The organism is Plantibacter sp. VKM Ac-2876, from assembly GCF_015350715.1.
Classification (GTDB): Bacteria; Actinomycetota; Actinomycetes; order Actinomycetales; family Microbacteriaceae; genus Plantibacter; species Plantibacter auratus.
The window spans coordinates 171981-191650 of sequence record NZ_JADKSI010000001.1; the positions used below are offsets into that span (position 1 = coordinate 171981).

General features: G+C 70.3%; 14 protein-coding genes and 1 pseudogene. 8 read left to right on the forward strand and 7 right to left on the reverse strand.

The window, feature by feature from the left end:
• Positions 1-767, reverse strand: a pseudogene (locus ITJ62_RS00775) (ATP-dependent helicase); the annotation flags it as partial.
• 244 nt (positions 768-1011) lie between these two features.
• Here ITJ62_RS00775 and ITJ62_RS00780 point away from each other — a divergent pair.
• A complete protein-coding gene (locus ITJ62_RS00780) occupies positions 1012-2874 on the forward strand; it encodes a glycoside hydrolase family 15 protein (RefSeq protein ID WP_228497877.1) in 1863 nt (620 codons plus the stop codon).
• Positions 2875-2928: 54 nt separating this feature from the next.
• Here ITJ62_RS00780 and ITJ62_RS00785 read toward each other — a convergent pair whose 3' ends face one another.
• Entirely contained in the window at positions 2929-3414 is a 486-nt protein-coding gene (locus ITJ62_RS00785; RefSeq protein WP_194599309.1) for an NUDIX domain-containing protein, read from the reverse strand.
• Between the two features lie 64 nt (positions 3415-3478).
• Between ITJ62_RS00785 and ITJ62_RS00790 the strand changes: the two genes are divergently transcribed.
• The gene (locus ITJ62_RS00790; RefSeq protein WP_194599310.1) at positions 3479-4093 is read left to right on the forward strand and encodes an antibiotic biosynthesis monooxygenase; all 615 of its coding nucleotides are present in this window, start codon (positions 3479-3481) and stop codon (positions 4091-4093) included.
• A 26-nt stretch (positions 4094-4119) separates the two neighbouring features.
• Here the strand turns inward: ITJ62_RS00790 and ITJ62_RS19235 are convergent, their stop codons facing one another.
• Positions 4120-5037 carry an AraC family transcriptional regulator gene (locus ITJ62_RS19235; protein WP_194599311.1) on the reverse strand — a complete coding sequence of 306 codons (918 nt, stop codon included), beginning with the start codon at positions 5035-5037 and terminating at the stop codon, positions 4120-4122.
• A gap of 150 nt (positions 5038-5187) precedes the next feature.
• Between ITJ62_RS19235 and ITJ62_RS00800 the strand changes: the two genes are divergently transcribed.
• On the forward strand, positions 5188-5670 hold the full coding sequence (locus ITJ62_RS00800) for a pilus assembly protein CpaE (RefSeq protein ID WP_194599312.1): 483 nt from the start codon (positions 5188-5190) through the stop codon (positions 5668-5670).
• 59 nt (positions 5671-5729) lie between these two features.
• Here ITJ62_RS00800 and ITJ62_RS00805 read toward each other — a convergent pair whose 3' ends face one another.
• Complete coding sequence (locus tag ITJ62_RS00805) at positions 5730-6482, reverse strand: IclR family transcriptional regulator (RefSeq protein WP_370581777.1); 753 nt, start codon at positions 6480-6482, stop codon at positions 5730-5732.
• A 117-nt stretch (positions 6483-6599) separates the two neighbouring features.
• On the opposite strand from ITJ62_RS00805, the gene hutH reads away from it, so the two are divergent.
• Complete coding sequence (hutH, locus tag ITJ62_RS00810; RefSeq protein ID WP_194599314.1) at positions 6600-8216, forward strand: histidine ammonia-lyase; 1617 nt, start codon at positions 6600-6602, stop codon at positions 8214-8216.
• Positions 8217-8323: 107 nt separating this feature from the next.
• Here hutH and ITJ62_RS00815 read toward each other — a convergent pair whose 3' ends face one another.
• On the reverse strand, positions 8324-12235 hold the full coding sequence (locus ITJ62_RS00815) for an efflux RND transporter permease subunit (RefSeq protein ID WP_194599315.1): 3912 nt from the start codon (positions 12233-12235) through the stop codon (positions 8324-8326).
• A gap of 144 nt (positions 12236-12379) precedes the next feature.
• Positions 12380-13822, reverse strand: coding sequence for a PLP-dependent aminotransferase family protein (locus ITJ62_RS00820; protein ID WP_121291631.1), 1443 nt, complete (start codon positions 13820-13822; stop codon positions 12380-12382).
• Between the two features lie 63 nt (positions 13823-13885).
• Here ITJ62_RS00820 and ITJ62_RS00825 point away from each other — a divergent pair, with 63 nt between their 5' ends.
• Positions 13886-14551 (forward strand): YitT family protein, encoded by a 666-nt coding sequence (locus ITJ62_RS00825; RefSeq protein WP_194599316.1) that lies wholly within the window; start codon positions 13886-13888, stop codon positions 14549-14551.
• A gap of 65 nt (positions 14552-14616) precedes the next feature.
• On the opposite strand, the gene ITJ62_RS00830 is transcribed toward ITJ62_RS00825, so the two are convergent.
• Positions 14617-15939 (reverse strand): cation:dicarboxylate symporter family transporter, encoded by a 1323-nt coding sequence (locus tag ITJ62_RS00830; protein ID WP_194599317.1) that lies wholly within the window; start codon positions 15937-15939, stop codon positions 14617-14619.
• 199 nt (positions 15940-16138) lie between these two features.
• On the opposite strand from ITJ62_RS00830, the gene ITJ62_RS00835 reads away from it, so the two are divergent.
• The 3 genes from ITJ62_RS00835 to ITJ62_RS00845 all read left to right on the forward strand — a co-directional run bounded on the left by ITJ62_RS00835 (position 16139) and on the right by ITJ62_RS00845 (position 19582).
• Entirely contained in the window at positions 16139-17797 is a 1659-nt protein-coding gene (locus ITJ62_RS00835) for a sensor histidine kinase (protein WP_194599318.1), read from the forward strand.
• The gene (locus tag ITJ62_RS00840; protein ID WP_194599319.1) at positions 17794-18501 is read left to right on the forward strand and encodes a response regulator; all 708 of its coding nucleotides are present in this window, start codon (positions 17794-17796) and stop codon (positions 18499-18501) included. The genes ITJ62_RS00835 and ITJ62_RS00840 overlap by 4 nt, the downstream gene beginning before the upstream one ends.
• Before the next feature lie 436 nt (positions 18502-18937).
• Positions 18938-19582 carry a hypothetical protein gene (locus ITJ62_RS00845; protein WP_194599320.1) on the forward strand — a complete coding sequence of 215 codons (645 nt, stop codon included), beginning with the start codon at positions 18938-18940 and terminating at the stop codon, positions 19580-19582.
• Positions 19583-19670: the final 88 nt, after the last annotated feature.

Consider the following 19670-nt stretch of genomic DNA (forward strand, 5'->3'; position numbering starts at 1 on the left):
CCACCACGGTTGTACGCAGGACGCTCGTTGCGGTCGCCGTAGGACGGACGCTCCGTCCGCTCACCACGGTTGTACGCCGGACGCTCGTTGCGGTCGCCACCACGGTTGTACGCAGGACGCTCGTTGCGGTCGCCGTAGGACGGACGCTCCGTCCGCTCACCACGGTTGTACGCGGGACGGTCGTTCCGGTCGCCGTAGGACGGACGCTCGGACCGCTCGCCGCGGTTGTACGACGGGCGCTCGTTCCGGTCGCCGTAGGACGGACGCTCGGACCGCTCACCACGGTTGTACGCAGGACGCTCGTTCCGCTCGCCACCGCGGTTGTACGCAGGACGCTCGTTCCGGTCACCGTACGAAGGACGCTCAGTCCGCTCGCCACGGTTGTAGGCGGGGCGCTCGTTGCGGTCGCCACCACGGTTGTACGCGGGACGCTCGTTGCGGTCGCCACCACGGTTGTACGCGGGACGCTCGTTGCGGTCGCCACCACGGTTGTACGCAGGACGCTCGTTGCGGTCGCCGCGGGGTGCGCGGTCGCCGCGCTCCTCCGACTCGAAGCGGGCGGCGCGCTCGGCACGCTCGTCTGCGTTCCAGCGAGACTTCTGCGGCGCTCCACCGGCGTCGGGACGGTAGCCGCGGTGGCCTTCGCTCTTGCTGCCGGACTTCGCGCCGGGGCGTGAGCCGAAGGGCCGCTTGTTCTCGCCGTACTTGGACTTGGGGTCGAAGTTCTTGGCCGGGCGTTTGCCGGCGGGGGTGTTGTTCTTGGGCATGGAGAAATGCTTTCCGGGTTATAACTCGTTCGCATGAACAACCTGCATGACTCACACAGCGCCATCCGAAACCTCGGCTGCGCTGCGGCATGCTCATACCCGGGCGATCACTGGCCGGGGCCGTCCACATCATGTGTGTGTTCGCGGAGTTCTCTCCGACGAAACCGGCCCACCAGACTGACATAACCCTCCGCGGTACAAACGCGGTGTCTAGAGCCGACTCACCTACGTTACCCGATCCACCCTGAGAAGTCACGGAGCATCACTCCCAGGCAGGCGCGCGGCGGCGTGGCAGCATGGGTGCATGCCCAGCCCCATCGAGGATTACGCCCTCATCGGTGATTGCCACACCGCCGCGCTCGTCTCGTCGGAAGGCAGCATCGACTGGCTGTGCCTCCCCCGGTTCGACTCGCCGTCGATGTTCGGCGCGCTGCTCGGCACCGAGGACCACGGATGCTGGACGGTCCGGCCCGCCGACGCTCGGGCGACAGCGAGCCGCGCCTACCTCGACGACACCTTCGTCCTCGAGACCGTCTGGACGACGCCCGACGGCCAGGTGCGCGTGACGGACCTCATGCCCCACGGCGACCGCCGGGCGGATGTTGTCCGCCGGGTCGAAGGACTCAGCGGCACCGTCGCGGTCGACGTCGAGGTTCGCCTCCGCTTCGGGTACGCCGACGCGATCCCGTGGGTGCGGCAGCTCCCGGACGGCTCCGGGATCGTCGCGGTCGCCGGCCCTGACGCCGTCGTGGTCCGCGGCGTGCACCTGACGGCGTCCGATCACGCCCACTCGGCGACCGTCGAGGTCTCCGCGGGCGACACCGTCGACCTCACCCTCACCTGGTACCCCTCGCACCGCGAGGTGCCCGACCCGGTCGACGTCGGCCCGCGCATCGACCACACGATCGCCTGGTGGCGCGACTGGGCGTCCCGCTGCGATCCCGCGGCCGAGTACGAGGAAGCGGTCGTGCGGTCGCTGCTCGTCCTCCGTGCACTCACGCACGAGGACACCGGGGGCATCGTCGCCGCCGCGACCACGAGCCTGCCGGAGTCGTTCGGGGGCGTCCGCAACTGGGACTACCGCTACGTCTGGCTGCGTGACGCATCGCTGACCCTCGAAGCCCTCATGCAGCACGGCTTCACCGAGGAGGCGCACGACTGGCGCAGGTGGCTCCTCCGGGCGATCGCCGGTGATCCGAACGACCTGCAGATCATGTACGGCCTCGCGGGCGAACGCCACCTCGTGGAGGAGGAGCTCGACAGCCTCCCCGGCTACCTCGGTGCCGCCCCCGTGCGCGTCGGCAACGGCGCCTACACGCAGTACCAGGGCGACGTCTTCGGTTCCGTGATGATCGCCCTCGACGAGGCGCGCTCGGTCGGTCTCGCGGACGACGACTTCTCGTGGAGCCTCCAGCGCGCGCTGCTCGGCGTCCTCGAGGAGCACTGGAACCGTCCCGACCGCGGCATCTGGGAGGTGCGGGGCGACGAGCAGCACTTCACCCACTCGCGCGCCATGATCTGGGCGGCGCTCGACCGCGGCGTCCGAGCGGTCCGCGAGCACGGCCTGGACGGTCCCGTCGAACGTTGGGAGGCCCTGCGCGAGACCCTCCGCGAGACGATCGAGCGCGAGAACGTCGACCACGCACGCGGGTGCTACGTCCAGCACGCCGGGACGACCGAGGTCGACGCGTCGCTGCTCGTCCTCGCGCAGATCGGCTACGTGGCGCCCGACGACCCGCGCATGCTCGCGACGGTGGCCGCGATCGAGGAGGACCTCCTCCAGGACGGTCTGCTCCTGCGCTACCGCACCACGAGCGGGGTCGACGGCTTGCCGGGCGACGAGCACCCGTTCCTCGCGTGCTCGTTCTGGCTCGTGCAGCAGTACGCGGCCTCGGGCCGACTCGACGACGCCCGCGAGCTGATGGACCGGCTGCTGTCCTTCCGCAACGACCTGGGCCTGCTGTCCGAGGAGTACGACGTGCAGCAGGCGCGGCAGGTCGGCAACACCCCGCAGGCGCTCTCGCACCTCACCCTCGTCCGAGCCGCCGACGCCATCGCCGCAGCCACCGCCACCCCCTCCAGCCCGCGAACTGTCACCAACGGCTAGTCCAAGGCCCCGGAACGAGCCTCAAGTGACAGTTCGCGGGCAGGTGGAGGGACGTCAGCGGGTGAAGCGGGCCTCGCGCTCGTCGGAGGCGGCGAGCGCGATGCGCGTACGGAAGTTCTGCGAGACCTGCTCGGGTAGGGCGTCGAGCGGGAACCACCGCGCCTCGGAGTTCTCGCCGTCCGCCGGATACGGCTCGCCCGACTCGTAGCGGCATCGGAACACGAGGTCGATGTACTGCGTGATGTCGCCGTTGTCGTAGACGTTCTGCGGGAGCACCTGCACCTGGGCGAGACGCTCGGCGACCGCGACCACGGCAGCCTCCTCGAGGACCTCGCGCTCCGCCGCCACCGCGGGCTCCTCGCCCGGGTCGATGATGCCCGTGACCGGCGTCCACGCCCCGTTGTCCTGTCGCCGGACGAGCAGGACTTCGGCCTCGGACGTCCCGAGACCGCGCAGGACGACCGCGGTCACCCCCGTCAACCACAGGGGCGCATGCCCGATCCGCTCGCGGAGGGCCAGTACGAAGTCAGGAGTCGCCATGCCTCGACTCTACGGGGCGGCATCGGGACACGAGATCGAAACACGAGTGCGGTCTACTGGGCGTATGGAACACGATCCCATCACCGTCTCGATCGAGCGACGCGTCAACCCTGCGTCGATCTCCGAGGCCACCATCTGGGTCCAGGCGGGCATCAACCTGGCGAACCGGTACCCCGGCTTCCTCGGCTCCGGCTGGGTGCGCGCGGGTGCCGAGAGCGACGTCTGGTACATGCTGTACCGCTTCGCGGACGAACAGACGCTCACCGACTGGGAGGAGTCGAAGGAACGCGCCTGGTGGCTCTCGAGCGGCCGTGAGTTCATGGAGCAGTCCCGCGTCGAACGGCGCAGCGGGATCGAGGGGTGGTTCGACGCACCGGACGGCATCCTCCGCGTCGAGGAGGCCGAGCTCTCCGGCGACCCGGACCCGATCCCGCCGGCACCGCCGCGCTGGAAGCAGGCGGTGAGCATCTGGCTGGGCTTCTTCCCGCTCAACCTCGTCTTCACCCTCCTCGTCACGGCGCTCGTGCCCGGTTGGGAACCGCTCGGCGTGTTCCTCCACGTGCTCATCTCGACGCTCATCCTGACGCCGATCATGACCTACTGGCTCCTGCCGCTCGTCACGAGGCTGCTGCGTCCGTGGTTGACGGCCCCGCGTCGGAGCAGGCGTAGCGCAGGCTGACCCCGCGGCCTGACGACGCTGCGACGTCAGGCGTCCTCCACCTTCGTCTGCTCCCGGAACTGACTCGGGCTGAGACCGGTGTGCGCGACGACCGCTCGACGGAGGTGCGCCTGCGAGTGGTAGCCGCAGCGGGCCGCGACCTCGGCGATCGACAGGCCCCGGTGATCGGGGTCCGAGAGGAGGGCGAGCGCGAGCTGCACCCGTCGCTCGGCGATCTCGCCCGCGGCGCTCGTGCCCGAGCCTTCGAACACCCGTTGCAGGGACCTGGTCGACATGTTGAAGCGACGCGCCAGCGTCTCCGGTCGCAGCTCCCGCTCGGCGAAGGACGCGGCGATGTGCTCGATGATCCGGAGCCGGAGCGGAACCCGTCCGGCCTCACCCTCAGCCCGGAAGAGGTCGTTCTCCGCGTAGAGCGTCGCGAGCATCGTGTCGATCACGCGGCAGAGTCTGAGCTGCGCGGCGCCGCCGATCGGCTCGAACGCGGAGATGACCTCCACGAGGAACGCGGCGCTCCCCCGCAACAGGGGCGACGGCGCCAACGGACCGAGGGCGCTCGTCGGGGCGATGCCGAGGCGGCGGAGCGCACGCATCGGCACGAACACGTACAGATAGGTCGCGTGGTCGTGGATCGTCGTCCGATACGTCTTGGCGCCCTCCGTGAGCGTTCCGGACCCGGGGAGCAGGTCGAGTTGTTGTCGGCCGTGGACCAGGCTGGCCGCACCCTCGATGAGCATCACGATCGTCGCGACCGGCTCATCGAGCCCGTAGGCGTCGGCGAGGACGTCGAACGTCCCGGGCCCGACCGTGTTGCGATGGAGGACGTACTCGCCGAGCACGACCGAGTCGACGGTCATCGAGAACCGTTCGGGGTCCACGTCCACGAATCGCAGCGCGCCCGACGCCTCCTGCATCCCGGTCGTCCCCTCGAACCGTCGTGTGGTCACGCGGCCGCGCACAGGGAACCGACCGGATAGGCCATCATCAGGTGCGGGCATCATCGGACCCTTCGAAGAGTTCATCCACCCTCGCACAGGGTTCCGTCCGAATCGAGGGGTTGCCAGCCGCATCGCACGGTGGTCGGCGATACTGGACTGATGATCTCCGCTGACCTCGCCCGAGCGCTCCGCACCGCCGGCCTGCGCTGGACCCCCGAACCCGGCGACCGCTTCACCATCGACGGCGGCGAGCTCGCCGGCGACGTGTTCACGGTCAGCGAGATGACCGTCGAGGTGCACGAGCACCCGGGTGGCCGCAGCTTCGGCTTCAACGGCACGACCGAGTGGGCGTTGGACTCCGTCGACCAGGAGGAGACGCTCTGGCTGCCGTCGGAACACCAGCTTCGGGCCCTGCTGCGCGGCTCGTTCCGGTCGCTCGAACGCGCGGTGTCCCCGGCTGCGCCGACCGACAGCGAGCCGACGCTCGACGACGAACTCGACGTCCTCCTGTCGCTCGGCGACGCCGAGGCGTACACCGTCGTGGTCGAGCTCGGCGGCGAGCTCCGGCGGTTCAGCGCCGCGACGGCACCCGACGCCTACGCGACCGCGCTGCTCGAGCTCATCCTGCGCTCGGTCGCCTGACCACCCGTCCGGAGCCGCCGCACCGCCCGCACGCACCGTCCGCACGCACCGCCGAGCGCTCAGCGACCCCGGATGCGGCGCGACAACTCGGCCGCCGCCGGGTGGATCTCGCGGGCCAACCACGCCGGGTCGAGCCCGGCATCGGCGTCGTAGGTGACCGCGATCGCCGCCGCCGGCCACCCCGTGTGGTCGCGGACGACCACCCCGACACTCGCGAGACCGAGCGTCACCCCACCCGCCTCGCGCGCATAGCCGTCCTCGGTCGTCTGGGCCAAGACCTGTCGGAGCTCCCGGTACCGCTTCGGCCCGTGGCCGGTGCGGTCGACGAACGCCGCCTGGTCGGGGAACAGGGCGCGCAGTTGACCGGCCGGGAGCGCGGCGAGGATCGCGCAGCCGCTGGCGGTCAGGTGAGCCGGGAGGCGCACACCGACGTCGGTGACGAGGTGCGGCCGACGCGGGGCCCGCTCGTCCACGATGTAGAGCACGTCCCGGCCGTGCAGCACCGCGAGATGCGCGCTCTCGCCCACCCGGTCGACCAGCTCGGCGAGCAAGGGGCGCCCGAGCATGCTGAGCGGCTCCTGCCGGGCGTACCCACCGGAGAGTTCGAAGGCGGCGACCCCGAGCCCGTAGCGACGGGCTTCGGGCAGGTGGACCACGAAGCCGTGCTCCTGCAGCACGCTGAGGAGGTGGTAGACCGTCGATCTCGGCAGGTCGAGTGCCGAGGCGATGGCCGCTGCTGGAAGCGGGCCGCGGGCGCCGGCGAGATGGCTCAGCACGCGAAGGGTGGCGTCGGCTGCGGGGACCTGACTCACCGTTGACCTCGTCTCCGCGGCTCGGACGCGGCCGCCTGGTCGTCCATGTCTGTCATCCCAGACACGGACGACTCTACGCTCACCGCCACGGTCGGCGTCCGGGTGTTCGATCGGAACATGGACATCCAGCCCGGCGCGACCCCGACCACCAGCGACCCGACGACCTCCGGTCGCTCGCATCCCGAGCCCGTCGGCCCGACCTCGGTCGTCCTGGACACCGGACCGCTGTCGATCGACGAGGTCGTCGCCGTCGCCCGACACGGCGCGCGGATCGACCTCGACGGCGCGGCCCTCGACGGTGTCGCCGCATCCCGCCGGATCATCGAGGCGCTCGCCTCCGACCCCGAGCCCCACTACGGGATCTCGACCGGGTTCGGTGCGCTCGCGACCACGTTCATCGAGCCGACGCGCCGCGCGCAGTTGCAGGCGAGTCTCGTCCGCTCGCACGCCGCCGGCAGCGGCGAGGTCGTCGAGCGGGAGGTCGTGCGTTCCCTGATGACGCTGCGCCTCTCGACGCTCATGACGGGCCGCACCGGGGTGCGGGTGGAGACGGTCCGTGCGTACGCGGCGATGCTGAACGCCGACATCACCCCGGTCGTGCGCGAGTACGGGTCGCTCGGCTGCTCCGGCGACCTCGCGCCCCTCGCGCACTGCGCACTCGCAGTGATGGGTGAAGGCGAGGTGACCGACGCGCACGGACGCCGTCGTCCTGCAGCCGACGCCCTCGCCGACGCCGGCCTCGTCCCGGTACAACTCGCCGAGAAGGAGGGGCTCGCGCTCATCAACGGCACCGACGGCATGCTGGGGATGCTCGCGCTCGCCGTGGACGACCTGCGGATGCTCTTGCGCACCGCCGACGTCGCTGCGGCGATGAGCGTCGAGGGCCTGCTCGGCACGGACGCGGTGTTCGCCGCGGACCTGCAGGCCCTGCGCCCGCAGTCGGGTCAAGCCGAGAGCGCCGCGAACCTGCGGTTGCTGCTCGACGGCTCCCCGATCGTCGCGAGCCACCGGGGTCCCGAGTGCACCCGGGTGCAGGACGCCTACTCACTGCGCTGCGCCCCGCAGGTGCACGGTGCGGCCAGGGACACCGTCGACCACGCCGCGACGGTCGCCGAGCGGGAGCTCGCGAGTGCTGTCGACAATCCGGTCCTCACGCTGGACGGACGCGTCGAGTCGAACGGGAACTTCCACGGCGCCCCGGTCGCCTACGTGCTCGACTTCCTCGCGATCGCCGTCGCCGATGTCGCGTCCATGTCGGAGCGCCGCACCGACCGTTTCCTGGACCGGAGCCGGAACAACGGCCTCCCGCCGTTCCTCGCACACGAGGTCGGTGTCGACTCGGGCCTCATGATCGCCCAGTACACGGCGGCCGGCATCGTGAGCGAGCTGAAACGCCTGGCACACCCGGCGTCCGTCGACTCGATCCCGTCCTCCGCGATGCAGGAGGACCACGTCTCGATGGGCTGGGCGGCGGCGCGGAAGCTCCGTCGGGCGATCGACGGTCTCAGCCGGGTGCTGGCGATCGAGGTCATGACGGCAGCCCGGGGCCTCGACCTGCGCGGCCCGCTCGAGCCGGCCATCGGCACCGGGGCGGTGCTCCGCCGGGTGCGTGAGCAGGTCACGGGTCCCGGTCCCGACCGGTTCCTCTCCCCCGAGATCGAGGCCACCACCGCGCTGGTGCAGTCAGGCGAGGTCGTGCGGGCGGTCGCCGGCGCGGTCGGCGATCTCCGCTGAGTCGGGCGTCACACGACGAAGCCCTCGGGCGCCGGTGACGGCGTTCCCGAGGGCTTCGTGTCGAACGGCTCGAGCCTCAGCTCAGCGACCGAGCGGCAGGTGATCGATCACGGCCACTGCGCGCGGCGACGCTTCGGTCGTTCGGTGCCCGACGACGGCTCGGTCCCGGGTGCCGTGTCGGCGTCGGGCTTCGGCTCAGTGTCAGGCGTCGGCGCAATGTCGCTCGTCGGGCTGGAGTCAGCAGGGAGCTCGGACTCCGCCGCCGGCTCAGCCTCTCCGACCGGCTCCGTCTCCAGGACCGGCTCAGGCTCGGCGACCGGCTCAGCCTTCACTTCCGGCTCAGGCTGCACCGCAGGGGCGGCGTGCTCGCCGGAATGCACGACCTCGTCCCCAGGGGCTTCGGAGACCGCGTCGGGAAGGGTGATCGCCTCGGTGCGCGGCAGCTCGTCACCTGTCGCCACATGCGCCCCGTGCACCTCGTGGGCTTCGTGCACCTCGTGCGCGGCGGGCCGCGTCATCGGTCGATCCACCGTCGGCTCACTCGGCGCAGCGACCTGCGGCTCGGGTGCCGCATCCGATTCCGTGGGAGCCGCATCGGCAGGATCGGCGTCGGCACCAACCGAATCGATCGGGGCCTCCTCCGCCGGTTCCGCGTCAGCAGGAGCGGCGCCGTCTGGAGCCGCGTCCGCCGGAGCCACGTCCGCCGAGGCCGACGGAACGGATGCATCAGGCGCGCTCGGCGCGGGTGCAGCGCTTCCGCCTCCGGCGCCGACGAGCGCCGGCTCCTCAGCGGGGACCGTCGCGGCCCGCGGCCCCTCGATCGCGGCGACCGTGCGTGGCGTCGGCTTCGGCTCGGCTGCAGCCCGCCGCTGCTCGCGACGTTCCCGGAACCCCTCGACGAGGTTGTAGAGGGACGGCAGGACGACGAGCGTCAGCACGGTGGAGGAGACGAGCCCGCCGATGACGATGATCGCGAGCGGCTGGGAGATGAAGCCGCCGTGTCCGGTGATGCCGAGTGCCATCGGGGTGAGGGCGAAGATCGTCGCGAGCGCCGTCATGAGGATCGGGCGGAGCCGGCGTGCGGCACCGTGCTCGACCGCCTCGATGACCGTCATGCCGCGGCGCCGGTACTGGTTCACGAGGTCGACCAGGACGATCGCGTTCGTCACGACGATGCCGATGAGCATCAGTGCGCCGATGATGGACGGGACACCGAGCGGGACACCGGTGACCACCTGGAGTCCGATCGCGCCGGTCGCGGCGAACGGCACCGACACCAGCAGTAGGAGGGGCTGCCGCAGCGAGCGGAACGTCGCGACCATGATGACGTAGACGATGAGGATCGCTGCAAGGAGCGCGAGGCCCAGCTGCCCGAAGGCGTCACTCTGCGACGCCGTGACACCGCCGAGGGTCGCCGTGGTGCCGGCGGGCAGCTTGACGTCGTCGATCGCCGTCTGCACCTCGGCGCTGGCGGTACCGAGGTTGTCGCTGCCCGGAGTCGCGCTGATCGTGGCCGAGCGAAGCCCCTTGACGGTCGAGATCGTCGCGGGTCCGTCGACCTGGGAGACCGTCGCGAGGGTGTCGAGGCGTCTCGGGCCGGTGGCGGTCGGGACCTGCGTCGCCGCGAGGGCGTCGACGGTGGTCGGCGGGTCCTGGGCGTCGACGTAGATGGTGAGCGTGGTGTCGTCGATGACGATGGAACCCACCGTCGTCGGCTGCATGAGCTGCGAGACGTACGCACCGAGCGCGACCTCGCTGAACCCTGCTGCGGCAGCGGCGTCGCGGTCGACGGCCACCTGGACGTAGGGTCGCGATTCGCTGAGGTTGCTCGTGACCTGGTCGATGCCGTCGAGGCCGGTGACGGCCTGCTGGATCGCGTCGGCGGCCTTCGCGAGATCGCTCTGCCGTGCGGAGGTGATGTCGATCTCGATGTCGCTCGACCCGCCGAAGCCCGCGGACGCGGCGACCTCGATCTCGCCGACGTCGTCGAGCCCGGACAGGTCCTTCCGGACCGTCTTCTGGAGTGCCGTCTGGTCGGCGTCTTCGCTCGTGGTGATCGAGTAGGTGATGGCTCCGCCACCGCCGCCCGAGAACGCGTCGCGCAGGGAGCTTCCGCTCGACCCGATCGAGAGCTGGACGGTGTCGATGCCGTCGATGTCGCGCAGCTTCGTCTCGACCTGTTTAGCCGCCGCGTCCTGGGCGTCGAGGCTCGTGCCGACCGGCAGGGTCTGCGTGACCGTGAGCGTGTTCTGGCCGGAGTCGCCAAGGAAGTTGGTCTTCATCGAAGGGATCAGCACGATGGTGCCGGCGAGCACGAGCACCGACAGCAGCAGGGTGGTGACCGAGTGCTTGAGGGTCCAGTGGATGATCGGGAGGTACGCCTTCTGGAGCCGTGACGGCTTCTCGAGGTCGTCTTCGTCCTGCACGCTCACCCGGCGCTCGCGTCGGCTTCGGACCGGTCCGGTCGTCGCGTCGGACGGCGCTTCCTCCGCCGCGGTTTCGGCCGCGAGCCGCTGGGCCTTCGGGGCGCGGAGGAACCAGTAGGCGAGCACGGGCACGATGGTGAGCGCGACGAGGAGCGACGCGAGCAGGGCGATCGTGACGGTGAGGGCGAAGGGTCGGAAGAGTTCGCCGGTGACGTCGCCGACGAACGCGATGGGCAGGAACACGGCCACCGTGGTGATGGTCGAGGCGGTGATCGCGCCCGCGACCTCCTGCACGGCGCTCAGGATCGACCCGGCGCGCTGCGCACCCGTGCGATTGTCGCCGAACGAGAGGTGCCGCTTGATGTTCTCGATGACGACGATGGAGTCGTCGACGACGCGGCCGATGGCGATCGTCAGCGCGCCCAGCGTGAGGATGTTGAGTGAGTACTCGGCGACCTGGAGGCCGATGAAGGTGATGAGCACGGACGTCGGGATGGAGATCGCCGTCACGAGCGTGGCGCGGACGTCGAGGAGGAAGACGAGGATGATGAGGACCGCGAAGACGAGGCCGAGCAGGCCCTCGGTCGTCAGGGCCTCGATGGACTGCTCGATGTAGGGCGCCTGATCGAAGACAACGGTGAGTTTGGCGTCGGACCCGATGGTGCGCTCGAGCTCGGGGAGGATGTCGCGCACACCCTGCGAGACCTCGACGGTGTTCGCCGCGGGCAGTTTGGTGACGGCGATGGTGAGCGCCGGCTCGCCGTCGACGCGCGAGATCGACGTGATCGGGTCGTCGCTCAGGGCGACCGTCGCGACGTCGCCGATGGTCAGGACCGAGCCGTCGGCGGCGAAGGCGCCCGTGATCGGCAGGGCGGCGATGTCGTCGACCGAGGTGAGCTTCGTTCCCGTCTGCACGGAGAACGTCTTGTCGCCTTCGGTGATGTCGCCAGCGGGCTGCAGGGAGCCGTTCTGCTGCAGCGTCGTCCCGATGACCCGGCTGGTCTGCCCGGCGAGGGCCAGTTTGGCGTCGTCGGGGGTGATCGTGACCCGCTTGCCCACCTCACCGACGATCGCCGCGTCGCGGACGCCGTCGACGTCCTTGATGTCGGGGACCACGGAGCTCGAGAGCACCTCGGCCAGGGAGTCCTGGTCGGCCGCACCGGACACGGCGATCTGGATCACGGGGAGGTCGTCGATGCTGCCGCTGACCACCTGCGGGTCGACGGTGTCGGGCAGGGTCGATTTGATGCGGTTGATCGCCTGGGTGATCTTCTGCTCGGCGGTCGCGAGGTCCGTGCCGTAGGTGAAGGTCGCGCTGATGAGGCTCGAGTTCGTGCTCGACGTCGCCGAGGTGGACTCGATACCGGGCACGCCCTGGATCGCGGTCTCGATCGGGGTCGAGACGTCGTCGTTGACGACCTCTGGCGCCGCCCCCGGGTAGCTCGTGATGATCGCGAGCTGCGGGAACTGGACCGACGGGATGAGCTCCTGCTTGAGGCCGCCCACCGCCAGGACGCCGAACACGGCTGCCACGATGGTGACGAGCGCGATCAACGCGCGGTTCTTCATGCTGAGGACGGAGAGCAGGTGCACGGAGCCGCTTTCGGTTGTTGCGAGAGGTGCGGACGCTGTAATTATGTCACCGCACACCCGTCCGACGGCGGTCTCGCGCGGAGGCTGGACACGGCACGCACAAGCACTGCGTGTGGAGCGGTGTCACGCTCGTCGGCGACGACCTCAGACGACGTCTTCGAGGTAGTCCAGGGCCGGCACGTGCCCGAACATCGCGGAGTGCCACGTCTGCGTCAGCAGCTCGACCGCCTGCTCCGTCTGGGCCCACGGATAGCTGATCGGGATGCGCAGGTAACGCTCGAAGGCCCCGTCGATCCCGAACCGCGGCCCGGCGACGATCACGAGCCCGTGACTCCTCGCCGCGAGCGAGAGCTGCGATGACGCGGCCTCGCCGAGGTTCACCCAGGTGGCGATCCCGCCGTCGACCCGCGGCACGGTCCACTCGGGGAGGCGGTCGGCCAGGAGGTCGACGAGCCGGTCGCGGGTCTCGCCGAGTGCGACACCGCGCCGGGCGACGATGCCGTCCATCGCCGGCATCAACTGCTGGACGGTTAGCTGGTCGAGGATCGGCGTGCCGAGGTCGCCAAGCGAGCGTGCCGAGACGAGCTTCCTGATCGTGCCGCGCTCGGCCCGGATCCACCCGATGCGGAGCCCGCCCCAGATCGTCTTGCCCACCGAACCGATCGTGATGATCGACGCCGGCGCACCCTCGAGAGCGGCGAACGGCGTGCCGTCGAGCCCCTGGTCCGTCGGCCGGTCGATGTCGAGTTCCGCCGTGGTCTCGTCGATCACGAGCACCGTCCCGTGCCGCTCGGCGGCTGCGGCGACCCGTCGGCGGGTCTCGAGCGGCATCGACGCCCCGGTCGGGTTGTGGAAGTCCGGCATGAGGTACGCCATCGCTGGGCTCGTGCGCTCGAACCACTGCTCGAGTTCGCGGACGTCCCAGCCGGTCTCCGAGGAGACGGTCGCCGCGCCGAGCCTGGCCCCGGCCGCCCGGAGTGCCTCGTAGGCGTGGGGATAGCTCGGCATCTCGACGAGGACGCGGTCACCTCGGCTGAGCAGGGTGCGGGCGATGAGCGCGATCGCGTGTTGGGCCCCGACGGTCACCATGATCTCGTCGGGGTCGGTGGGCAAGCCGCGCGCGGTGTAGCGGTCGGCGATGGCCTGCCGGAGCTCGGGCATGCCGACGAGGTCGTAGTCGAAGTCGTGCATATACCGCGGCAGCTCTGCGGCGGCGGTGGCGACGGCGTCGATGATCTCGGGGCACGGCGGGACGGCCGCCTTACTGAAGTCGAGGAACCCGCCCTGTGGCACTGGTGCCAGCGCAGTGGGTGCCGACGGCAGGAGGGTGACGCTGCCAGAACCGCGGATGCTGCGGAGGTAGCCCGCCTCGCGCAGTTCGCGGTACGCCGCGGTGACCGTGGTGCGGCTCAGCGCGAGCCGGTCGGCCAGTTCCCGCTCGGCCGGCAGACGGGTGCCGACCGGGATGCGTCCGTCGAGGACGAGGAGTCGGATTCGGTCGGCGAGACCGCGGTACGCGGGCGCAGCGGTCTTCCACTGCCCGAGCAGGGCGGCGAGCGATCGGGCACTCAGGGTGATGGAAGCCATTGAACCACGATACCCAGATTGGCCTCTAGCGCCAAAGCCAATCGTGCAATTGGATTGTCCACCATGACCCGTCGTGTGCTCCAACTCCTCATCGGCCTCTTCCTGTACGGCATCGCCATCGCGATGATCGTGCGCGGTGCCGTCGGGGTCGCCCCGTGGGACGTCCTCACCCAGGGACTGAACCTGCGGACCGGCCTGAGCTTCGGACTCATCACGATCATCGTCGGCGGGCTCGTGCTCCTCGCCTGGATCCCGCTCAAGCAGCGACCGGGCGTCGGCACCGTCCTGAACGTCCTCCTCGTGGGGCCCTCGGCCGACATCGGGCTGGCGTTCATCCCCGCGGACCTCGACCTGTGGGCGCGCATCCTGCTGTTCGCCGGCGGACTGCTCCTCCTCGGCGTCGCCTCGGGCCTCTACATCGGCGGCAACTTCGGCCCCGGCCCGCGAGACGGCCTCATGACCGGCATCCACCGTGTCACCGGGTGGCCGATCTGGGTCGGGCGCACGGGCGTCGAGCTCGTCGTCCTCGGCATCGGGTGGCTGCTGGGCGGGAACGTCGGCATCGGAACGGTGGTCTTCGCCGTGCTCATCGGCCCGATCTGCGGCTACACGATCCCGTTGTTCCGGATCGTTCCTCGGACGGAACGCTCGACCACCGCCGTGGACGAGGCGGTGCTCGAGGGCGACACCCCGCCGTCGAAGCCGATCGTCGACTCACCGGCCAACTGAAGCCGCCCTTCGACAGGCTCAGGGACCGGATGTCCGGTCCCTGAGCCTGTCGAAGGGCCTGCTGATCAGCGCTTCGCCACCGCGACTGCGCCCGTGTGATCGTCGACGCTCATCGTCGCCTCGTCGAACCGCGAGCGACCGGAGAGGACCTCGCCGACCTGCACCCGGTCGACCTCCTTCACCCACGTGCCGATGATGATCGTGGCGACCGCGTTGCCGGTGAAGTTCGTGAGCGCACGCGCCTCCGACATGAAGCGGTCGATGCCGACGATGAGGCCGACCCCGTCGACGAGGTCGGGTCGGTTGGCCTGCAGCCCGCCGGCGAGCGTCGCGAGACCGGCGCCGGTGACGCCCGCGGCGCCCTTCGACGCGATGATCATGAACACGAGGAGCGAGATCTGCTCCCCGAGGTTCATCGGGACACCCATGACGTCGGCGATGAAGATCGACGCCATGGTGAGGTAGATCGCGGTGCCGTCGAGGTTGAAGGAGTAGCCCGTCGGGACGGTGATGCCGACGACCGGCTTGGAGACACCGAGGTGCTCCATCTTCGCGATGAGTCGCGGCAGCGCAGCCTCGGAGGAGGAGGTGCCGACGATGAGGAGGTACTCACGGCCGAGGTACTTCATGAGCTTGAAGATGTTGAAGCCCGTGGCGAGGCGCAAGACCCCGCCGAGCACGACGACGATGAACAACGCGCAGGTGATGTAGAACGCGATCATGAGCGTGGCGAGCCCGACGAGCGCGCTCGCGCCGGCGGACCCGGTCACGGCGGCGATCGCGCCGAAGGCACCGACGGGTGCGATCCACATGATCATCGCGAGCACCCGGAACACGAGCGCCTGGATGAGCTTGATGCCGCGCAGGATCGGTTCACCCGTCGTCCCCATCTTCTGCAGCCCGAAGCCGACGAGCAGGGCGACGAAGAGGACCTGCAGGATGTTGCCGCCGGTCAGCGAGGAGACGAGCGTCGTGGGGATGATGCCGAGGATGAACTCGGTCGTGCTCTTGGCCTCCCCCTCGACCTGGTAGCTCGTCTCGGCGAGGTTCAAGCCGGCGCCCGGCTGGATGAGGTTGCCGACGACGAGGCCGATCGCGAGGGCGAAGGTCGACATCACGATGAAGTACAGCAGCGCGAGCCCGCCGACCTTGCCGACGGTCGCGGCCTTCGCGATCGACCCGACGCCGATCACGATGGTGCAGAAGATGACCGGGGCGATCATCATCTTGATCAGCGCCACGAAGGCGTCGCCGATGGGTTTGAGTCCCTTCGCGAACTCCGGGGCGGCGAGGCCGACGACGATGCCGGCGAGCACCGCGACGATCACCGCGAGGTAGAGGTAGTGGGTCTTGTCCAGCCGTTTCAGGGAGGAGAGCGTCATTGCCATTCCGGATCCGTTTCGTCGGCCGCGTCAGTGCGGCAGCGGGTGGTCGATCGCCCCATGCTGCGACCACCCCAGCGGATCGACCGGGTTGTGGTCGTAGTGGCCGCTTCTGGTCGTACTGGTCGCGGTCGGCGACACCTGACGCCCTCGTCACCACCGATACTTGAGGGGTCGACGCGACGGAGCAGACGGAGGTGACGCGATGGCCGGTCGGTCCAGGAGCATCGCCTCGAGGCTCTTCCTCGTGCAGCTCGTCGCGGTCGTCGCGATGACGCTCGTCGCCGGTGTCCTGCTCTGGTTCCAGGCCCGCACCGAGACCGAGGACCGCGCGGTCGCGAAGTGCCTCGACGTCGCGAACGGCGTCGCGGACAACCCCTACGTCGTCGCGCAGCTCGGCTCGGATCGGCCGTCGGACGCGCTCCAGCCCTACGCCGAGGCACTCATGCGCGACACCGGCGTCGACTTCGTGACGATCATGGCTCCGGATCGCACCCGGTACACGCACCGCGAGCGCGACCAGATCGGCAAGCCGTTCATCGGCACGATCGGACCGGCGCTCGAGGGACGGACCTTCACCGAGACGTACACGGGCACGCTCGGCCCCTCGGTCCGCGCCGTCGCGCCCATCCGTGACGAGGCCGGCGAGGTCGTCGCCCTCGTCGCCGCGGGGGTCACGGTCAGCAACGTGTCCGAGACCTTCGAGACCCGGGTGCCGTGGCTACTCGGGACGGCCCTCCTCGTGCTCGTCATCGGCGCGATCGGCTCCTGGACGCTCCGCCGCTACCTCGCACGGGTCACCGGGTCGCGCGGACCGGAGGACCTCGCCAGGATGTTCGACTACTACGAGTCGGTGCTCCACTCGGTGCGGGAGGGGCTCGTCCTCGTGGACCGCCACCGCCGTCTCGTGCTCGTCAACGACCAGGCTGCCGAACTGCTGGGGCTGCCCCTCGGCGAGCGCTCGCCGGGAACGGTACCGGTCGACGACCTGCCGATCGACGCCGGCCTGCGGGAGCTCCTCGCGAGCGGACGCCAGGCCGTCGACGAGATCCACCTCACGCGCGACCACGTGCTCGTCGTGAACCAGGAGTCGGCGGTCGGTCCGGGCGAGACGGCAGGACCGCACCCGCGTGGGTGGGTGATGACGCTCCGCGACCACACCGAGATCGAACACCTGAGCGGCGAGCTGGCGTCGATGCGGACGATGAGCGACGCCCTGCGCTCGCAGACCCACGAGTTCGCGAACCGACTGCACACGATCGTCTCACTCATCGAACTCGACCGGCGGGGGGAGGCGCTCGACCTCGCGGCGCAGGGACTCGGAGCGAGTCAGCGGTTGACCGACCGCGTGCTCGCGGCGGAGCAGGAGCCGGTGATCTCGGCCCTGCTGCTCGGCAAGACGGCGCAGGCGGCCGAGCAGGGCGTCGAGCTGCACCTCGAGAGCGACCCGGCGCTCGGGCGCGTGCGCGTCGACCCGGCCGTGATCGTCACCATCCTCGGCAACCTCATCGACAACGCGATCGACGCGGCGTCCGGCGATCGCCCCTGGGTGGAGGTCTACCTCGGGCAGGGGCTGCCGGACGAGCTCGGCGCCGGGCGGTCCGCCGACGCCGAGACGACGGAGCTCGTGATCCAGGTGACCGACAGCGGACCAGGCCTGCCCCCGGAGGCGCTCAACCTCGCGTTCGTGCGCGGCTGGTCGACGAAGGAGCCCGGCCGCTACGGTCGGGGGTTCGGTCTCGCGTTGGTCCAGCAGGCCGTGACACGGCTCGGCGGCACGATCGAGGTCGTCCGCGAGCCGTCTTCGGCGTTCGTCGTGACGCTGCCGGCCGCGGTCGGGGTCCGGGACGAGGCAGGCACATGAGCGAGCGCATCCGGGTCCTGGTCGTCGAGGACGAACCGATCGCCCAGCAGGCCCATGCGTCCTACCTGCGCCGCGTCGAGGGCTTCGAACTCGCCGCCGTGGCGGGCGATGCGGCCACCGCGATGCAGGCGCTGCGGGCAGCTACGGCCCACCGCTCCCCCGACGACCGGATCGACCTCGTCCTGCTCGACCTCAACCTGCCGGACGCGCACGGTCTCGAGCTCTGCCGACGCATCCGTACAGCGGGTATCGACGTCGACGTCATCGCCATCACCGCGGCCCGTGATCTCCGGATCGTCCGAGCGGCGGTCTCGGCGGGGATCGTCCAGTACCTCATCAAACCGTTCGCGTTCCCCGCGTTCGCCGACAAGCTGGAGGCGTACCGCTCCTTCCGGCACACGATGTCGGCGGAGGGCTCGGTCGCGAGCCAACACGAGGTGGACCTGACGCTCGCCACGCTGCGAGCGCCGTCCTCCCGTCCGCAGTTGGCGAAGGGGCTCTCGGAGGACACCCTGCGTCTGGTCTCGGACCTCCTCCGGCAGGCGACCGGACCGCTCTCCGCGAGCGAAGCGGCAGCCGCCGGGTCCCTGTCGCGGGTGACGGCCAGGCGCTACCTCGAGTACCTCGCCGAGACGGGCGCCGTCGAGCGGTCGCCGCGCTACGGCACCCCGGGGCGCCCGGAGCTCGAGTACCGCTGGCGCTGAGCGGACGTCGCTCTCCACCGCCCCGGTCCCTGGGCCACTCTCACCTGATCCCTGAGCCACCCCACCCGGTCCATGAGCTTGTCGAAGGGCTCAGCTCGGGTTCATCACGGCGTAGACCTGGAACCAGCGTCCGAGTTCGTCCACCGGCACATCCGAGCCGTTCAGGAGGATGTCCTCGCTGACCTGGCCTGTCCGGCCGCTGCGCGACCGTCTGGATGACGGCGGCGAGCCCCGCCGCATCGACCCGCAGATCCCCACTCATCGGTCATCCTCCCCCGGTCGCTCGTCGGCGACCCACGTCATCAGGGTGGACCGATCGGGGCCGCACGGCGATGGGCAGCTCTCCCCATGCTTCCGGGCGGACCCGGCCAGCGGTGCACCCACGGCGTCGGTTACCGTGGCAGACATCGGCCGGAGCGACGACGGGGGAGACGACATGATGCAACGCAGCAGCGCCGTCGGACGTCTCGTGCGTTCCGCCGTCGCCCTCGTGGTGATCGCCGGGGTCTGCTCGGGCTGCGGTCTCGGGCGCCCGGCGGTGCACCCGGACGCCGTGGACGACGCCCGCCTCGAGCGCCTGGCAGCGGATCCCCTGCTCGTCGGGGGCGCTGCCACGGGTGCGCGCTCGCCCGACACCTCCGCCAACGTGACCGTGCAGCGAGGTCTCGTGACGCGCGCCGATCCGTGGGATGTGCCCCTCGCTGACGATGGTTCGGTGGCACCGGGGGCGACCTTGGAGGAGGCCCGTTCGCTGCTCGCAGCTGTCCGGGACGCCGGGTGGACGCCGATCGCCGTCGGCTGCTCGTTCGACCGCACGGGAGAGCTCGGCGCGGCGAGGGTGTTCGCCGTCAAGGAGCTCGGCGACTTCACCGCGGCGATGGAGTCCCACGTCTCCCTAAGATTGTCGGACCTCACGGCGTACGCCCCGTTCCACGAGGAGGACCCGAACCCGTGGCGGCCGACGACCCCCGTGGAGCCGGGCGAGAGCTGCCTCGAGACCGCACCGGCGGCGGGCGAGGACGCACCGGCACCGGAGAACGTCACGCTGCCGGACGAACTCAACATCGCGCGCTGGTACTGAAGCGGCGCCGTCCGGCCGCCGATCCCAGGGTCGACTCAGGGTGATCCCGGAGGTTCCGGGGGTTGCCTCGCGCCGAAACGCGATATAT

Excerpts from the sequence above, each read along its gene's own strand:
- ITJ62_RS00835 (WP_194599318.1), top strand. The coding sequence starts at position 16,139 with ATGGCCGGTCGGTCCAGGAGCATCGCCTCGAGGCTCTTCCTCGTGCAG.
- ITJ62_RS00790 (WP_194599310.1), top strand. The coding sequence starts at position 3,479 with ATGGAACACGATCCCATCACCGTCTCGATCGAGCGACGCGTCAACCCT.
- hutH (WP_194599314.1), top strand. The coding sequence starts at position 6,600 with ATGGACATCCAGCCCGGCGCGACCCCGACCACCAGCGACCCGACGACC.
- ITJ62_RS00830 (WP_194599317.1), bottom strand. The coding sequence starts at position 15,939 with ATGGCAATGACGCTCTCCTCCCTGAAACGGCTGGACAAGACCCACTAC.
- ITJ62_RS00825 (WP_194599316.1), top strand. The coding sequence starts at position 13,886 with ATGACCCGTCGTGTGCTCCAACTCCTCATCGGCCTCTTCCTGTACGGC.
- ITJ62_RS00820 (WP_121291631.1), bottom strand. The coding sequence starts at position 13,822 with ATGGCTTCCATCACCCTGAGTGCCCGATCGCTCGCCGCCCTGCTCGGG.
- ITJ62_RS00845 (WP_194599320.1), top strand. The coding sequence starts at position 18,938 with ATGATGCAACGCAGCAGCGCCGTCGGACGTCTCGTGCGTTCCGCCGTC.
- ITJ62_RS00800 (WP_194599312.1), top strand. The coding sequence starts at position 5,188 with ATGATCTCCGCTGACCTCGCCCGAGCGCTCCGCACCGCCGGCCTGCGC.
- ITJ62_RS00785 (WP_194599309.1), bottom strand. The coding sequence starts at position 3,414 with ATGGCGACTCCTGACTTCGTACTGGCCCTCCGCGAGCGGATCGGGCAT.
- ITJ62_RS00840 (WP_194599319.1), top strand. The coding sequence starts at position 17,794 with ATGAGCGAGCGCATCCGGGTCCTGGTCGTCGAGGACGAACCGATCGCC.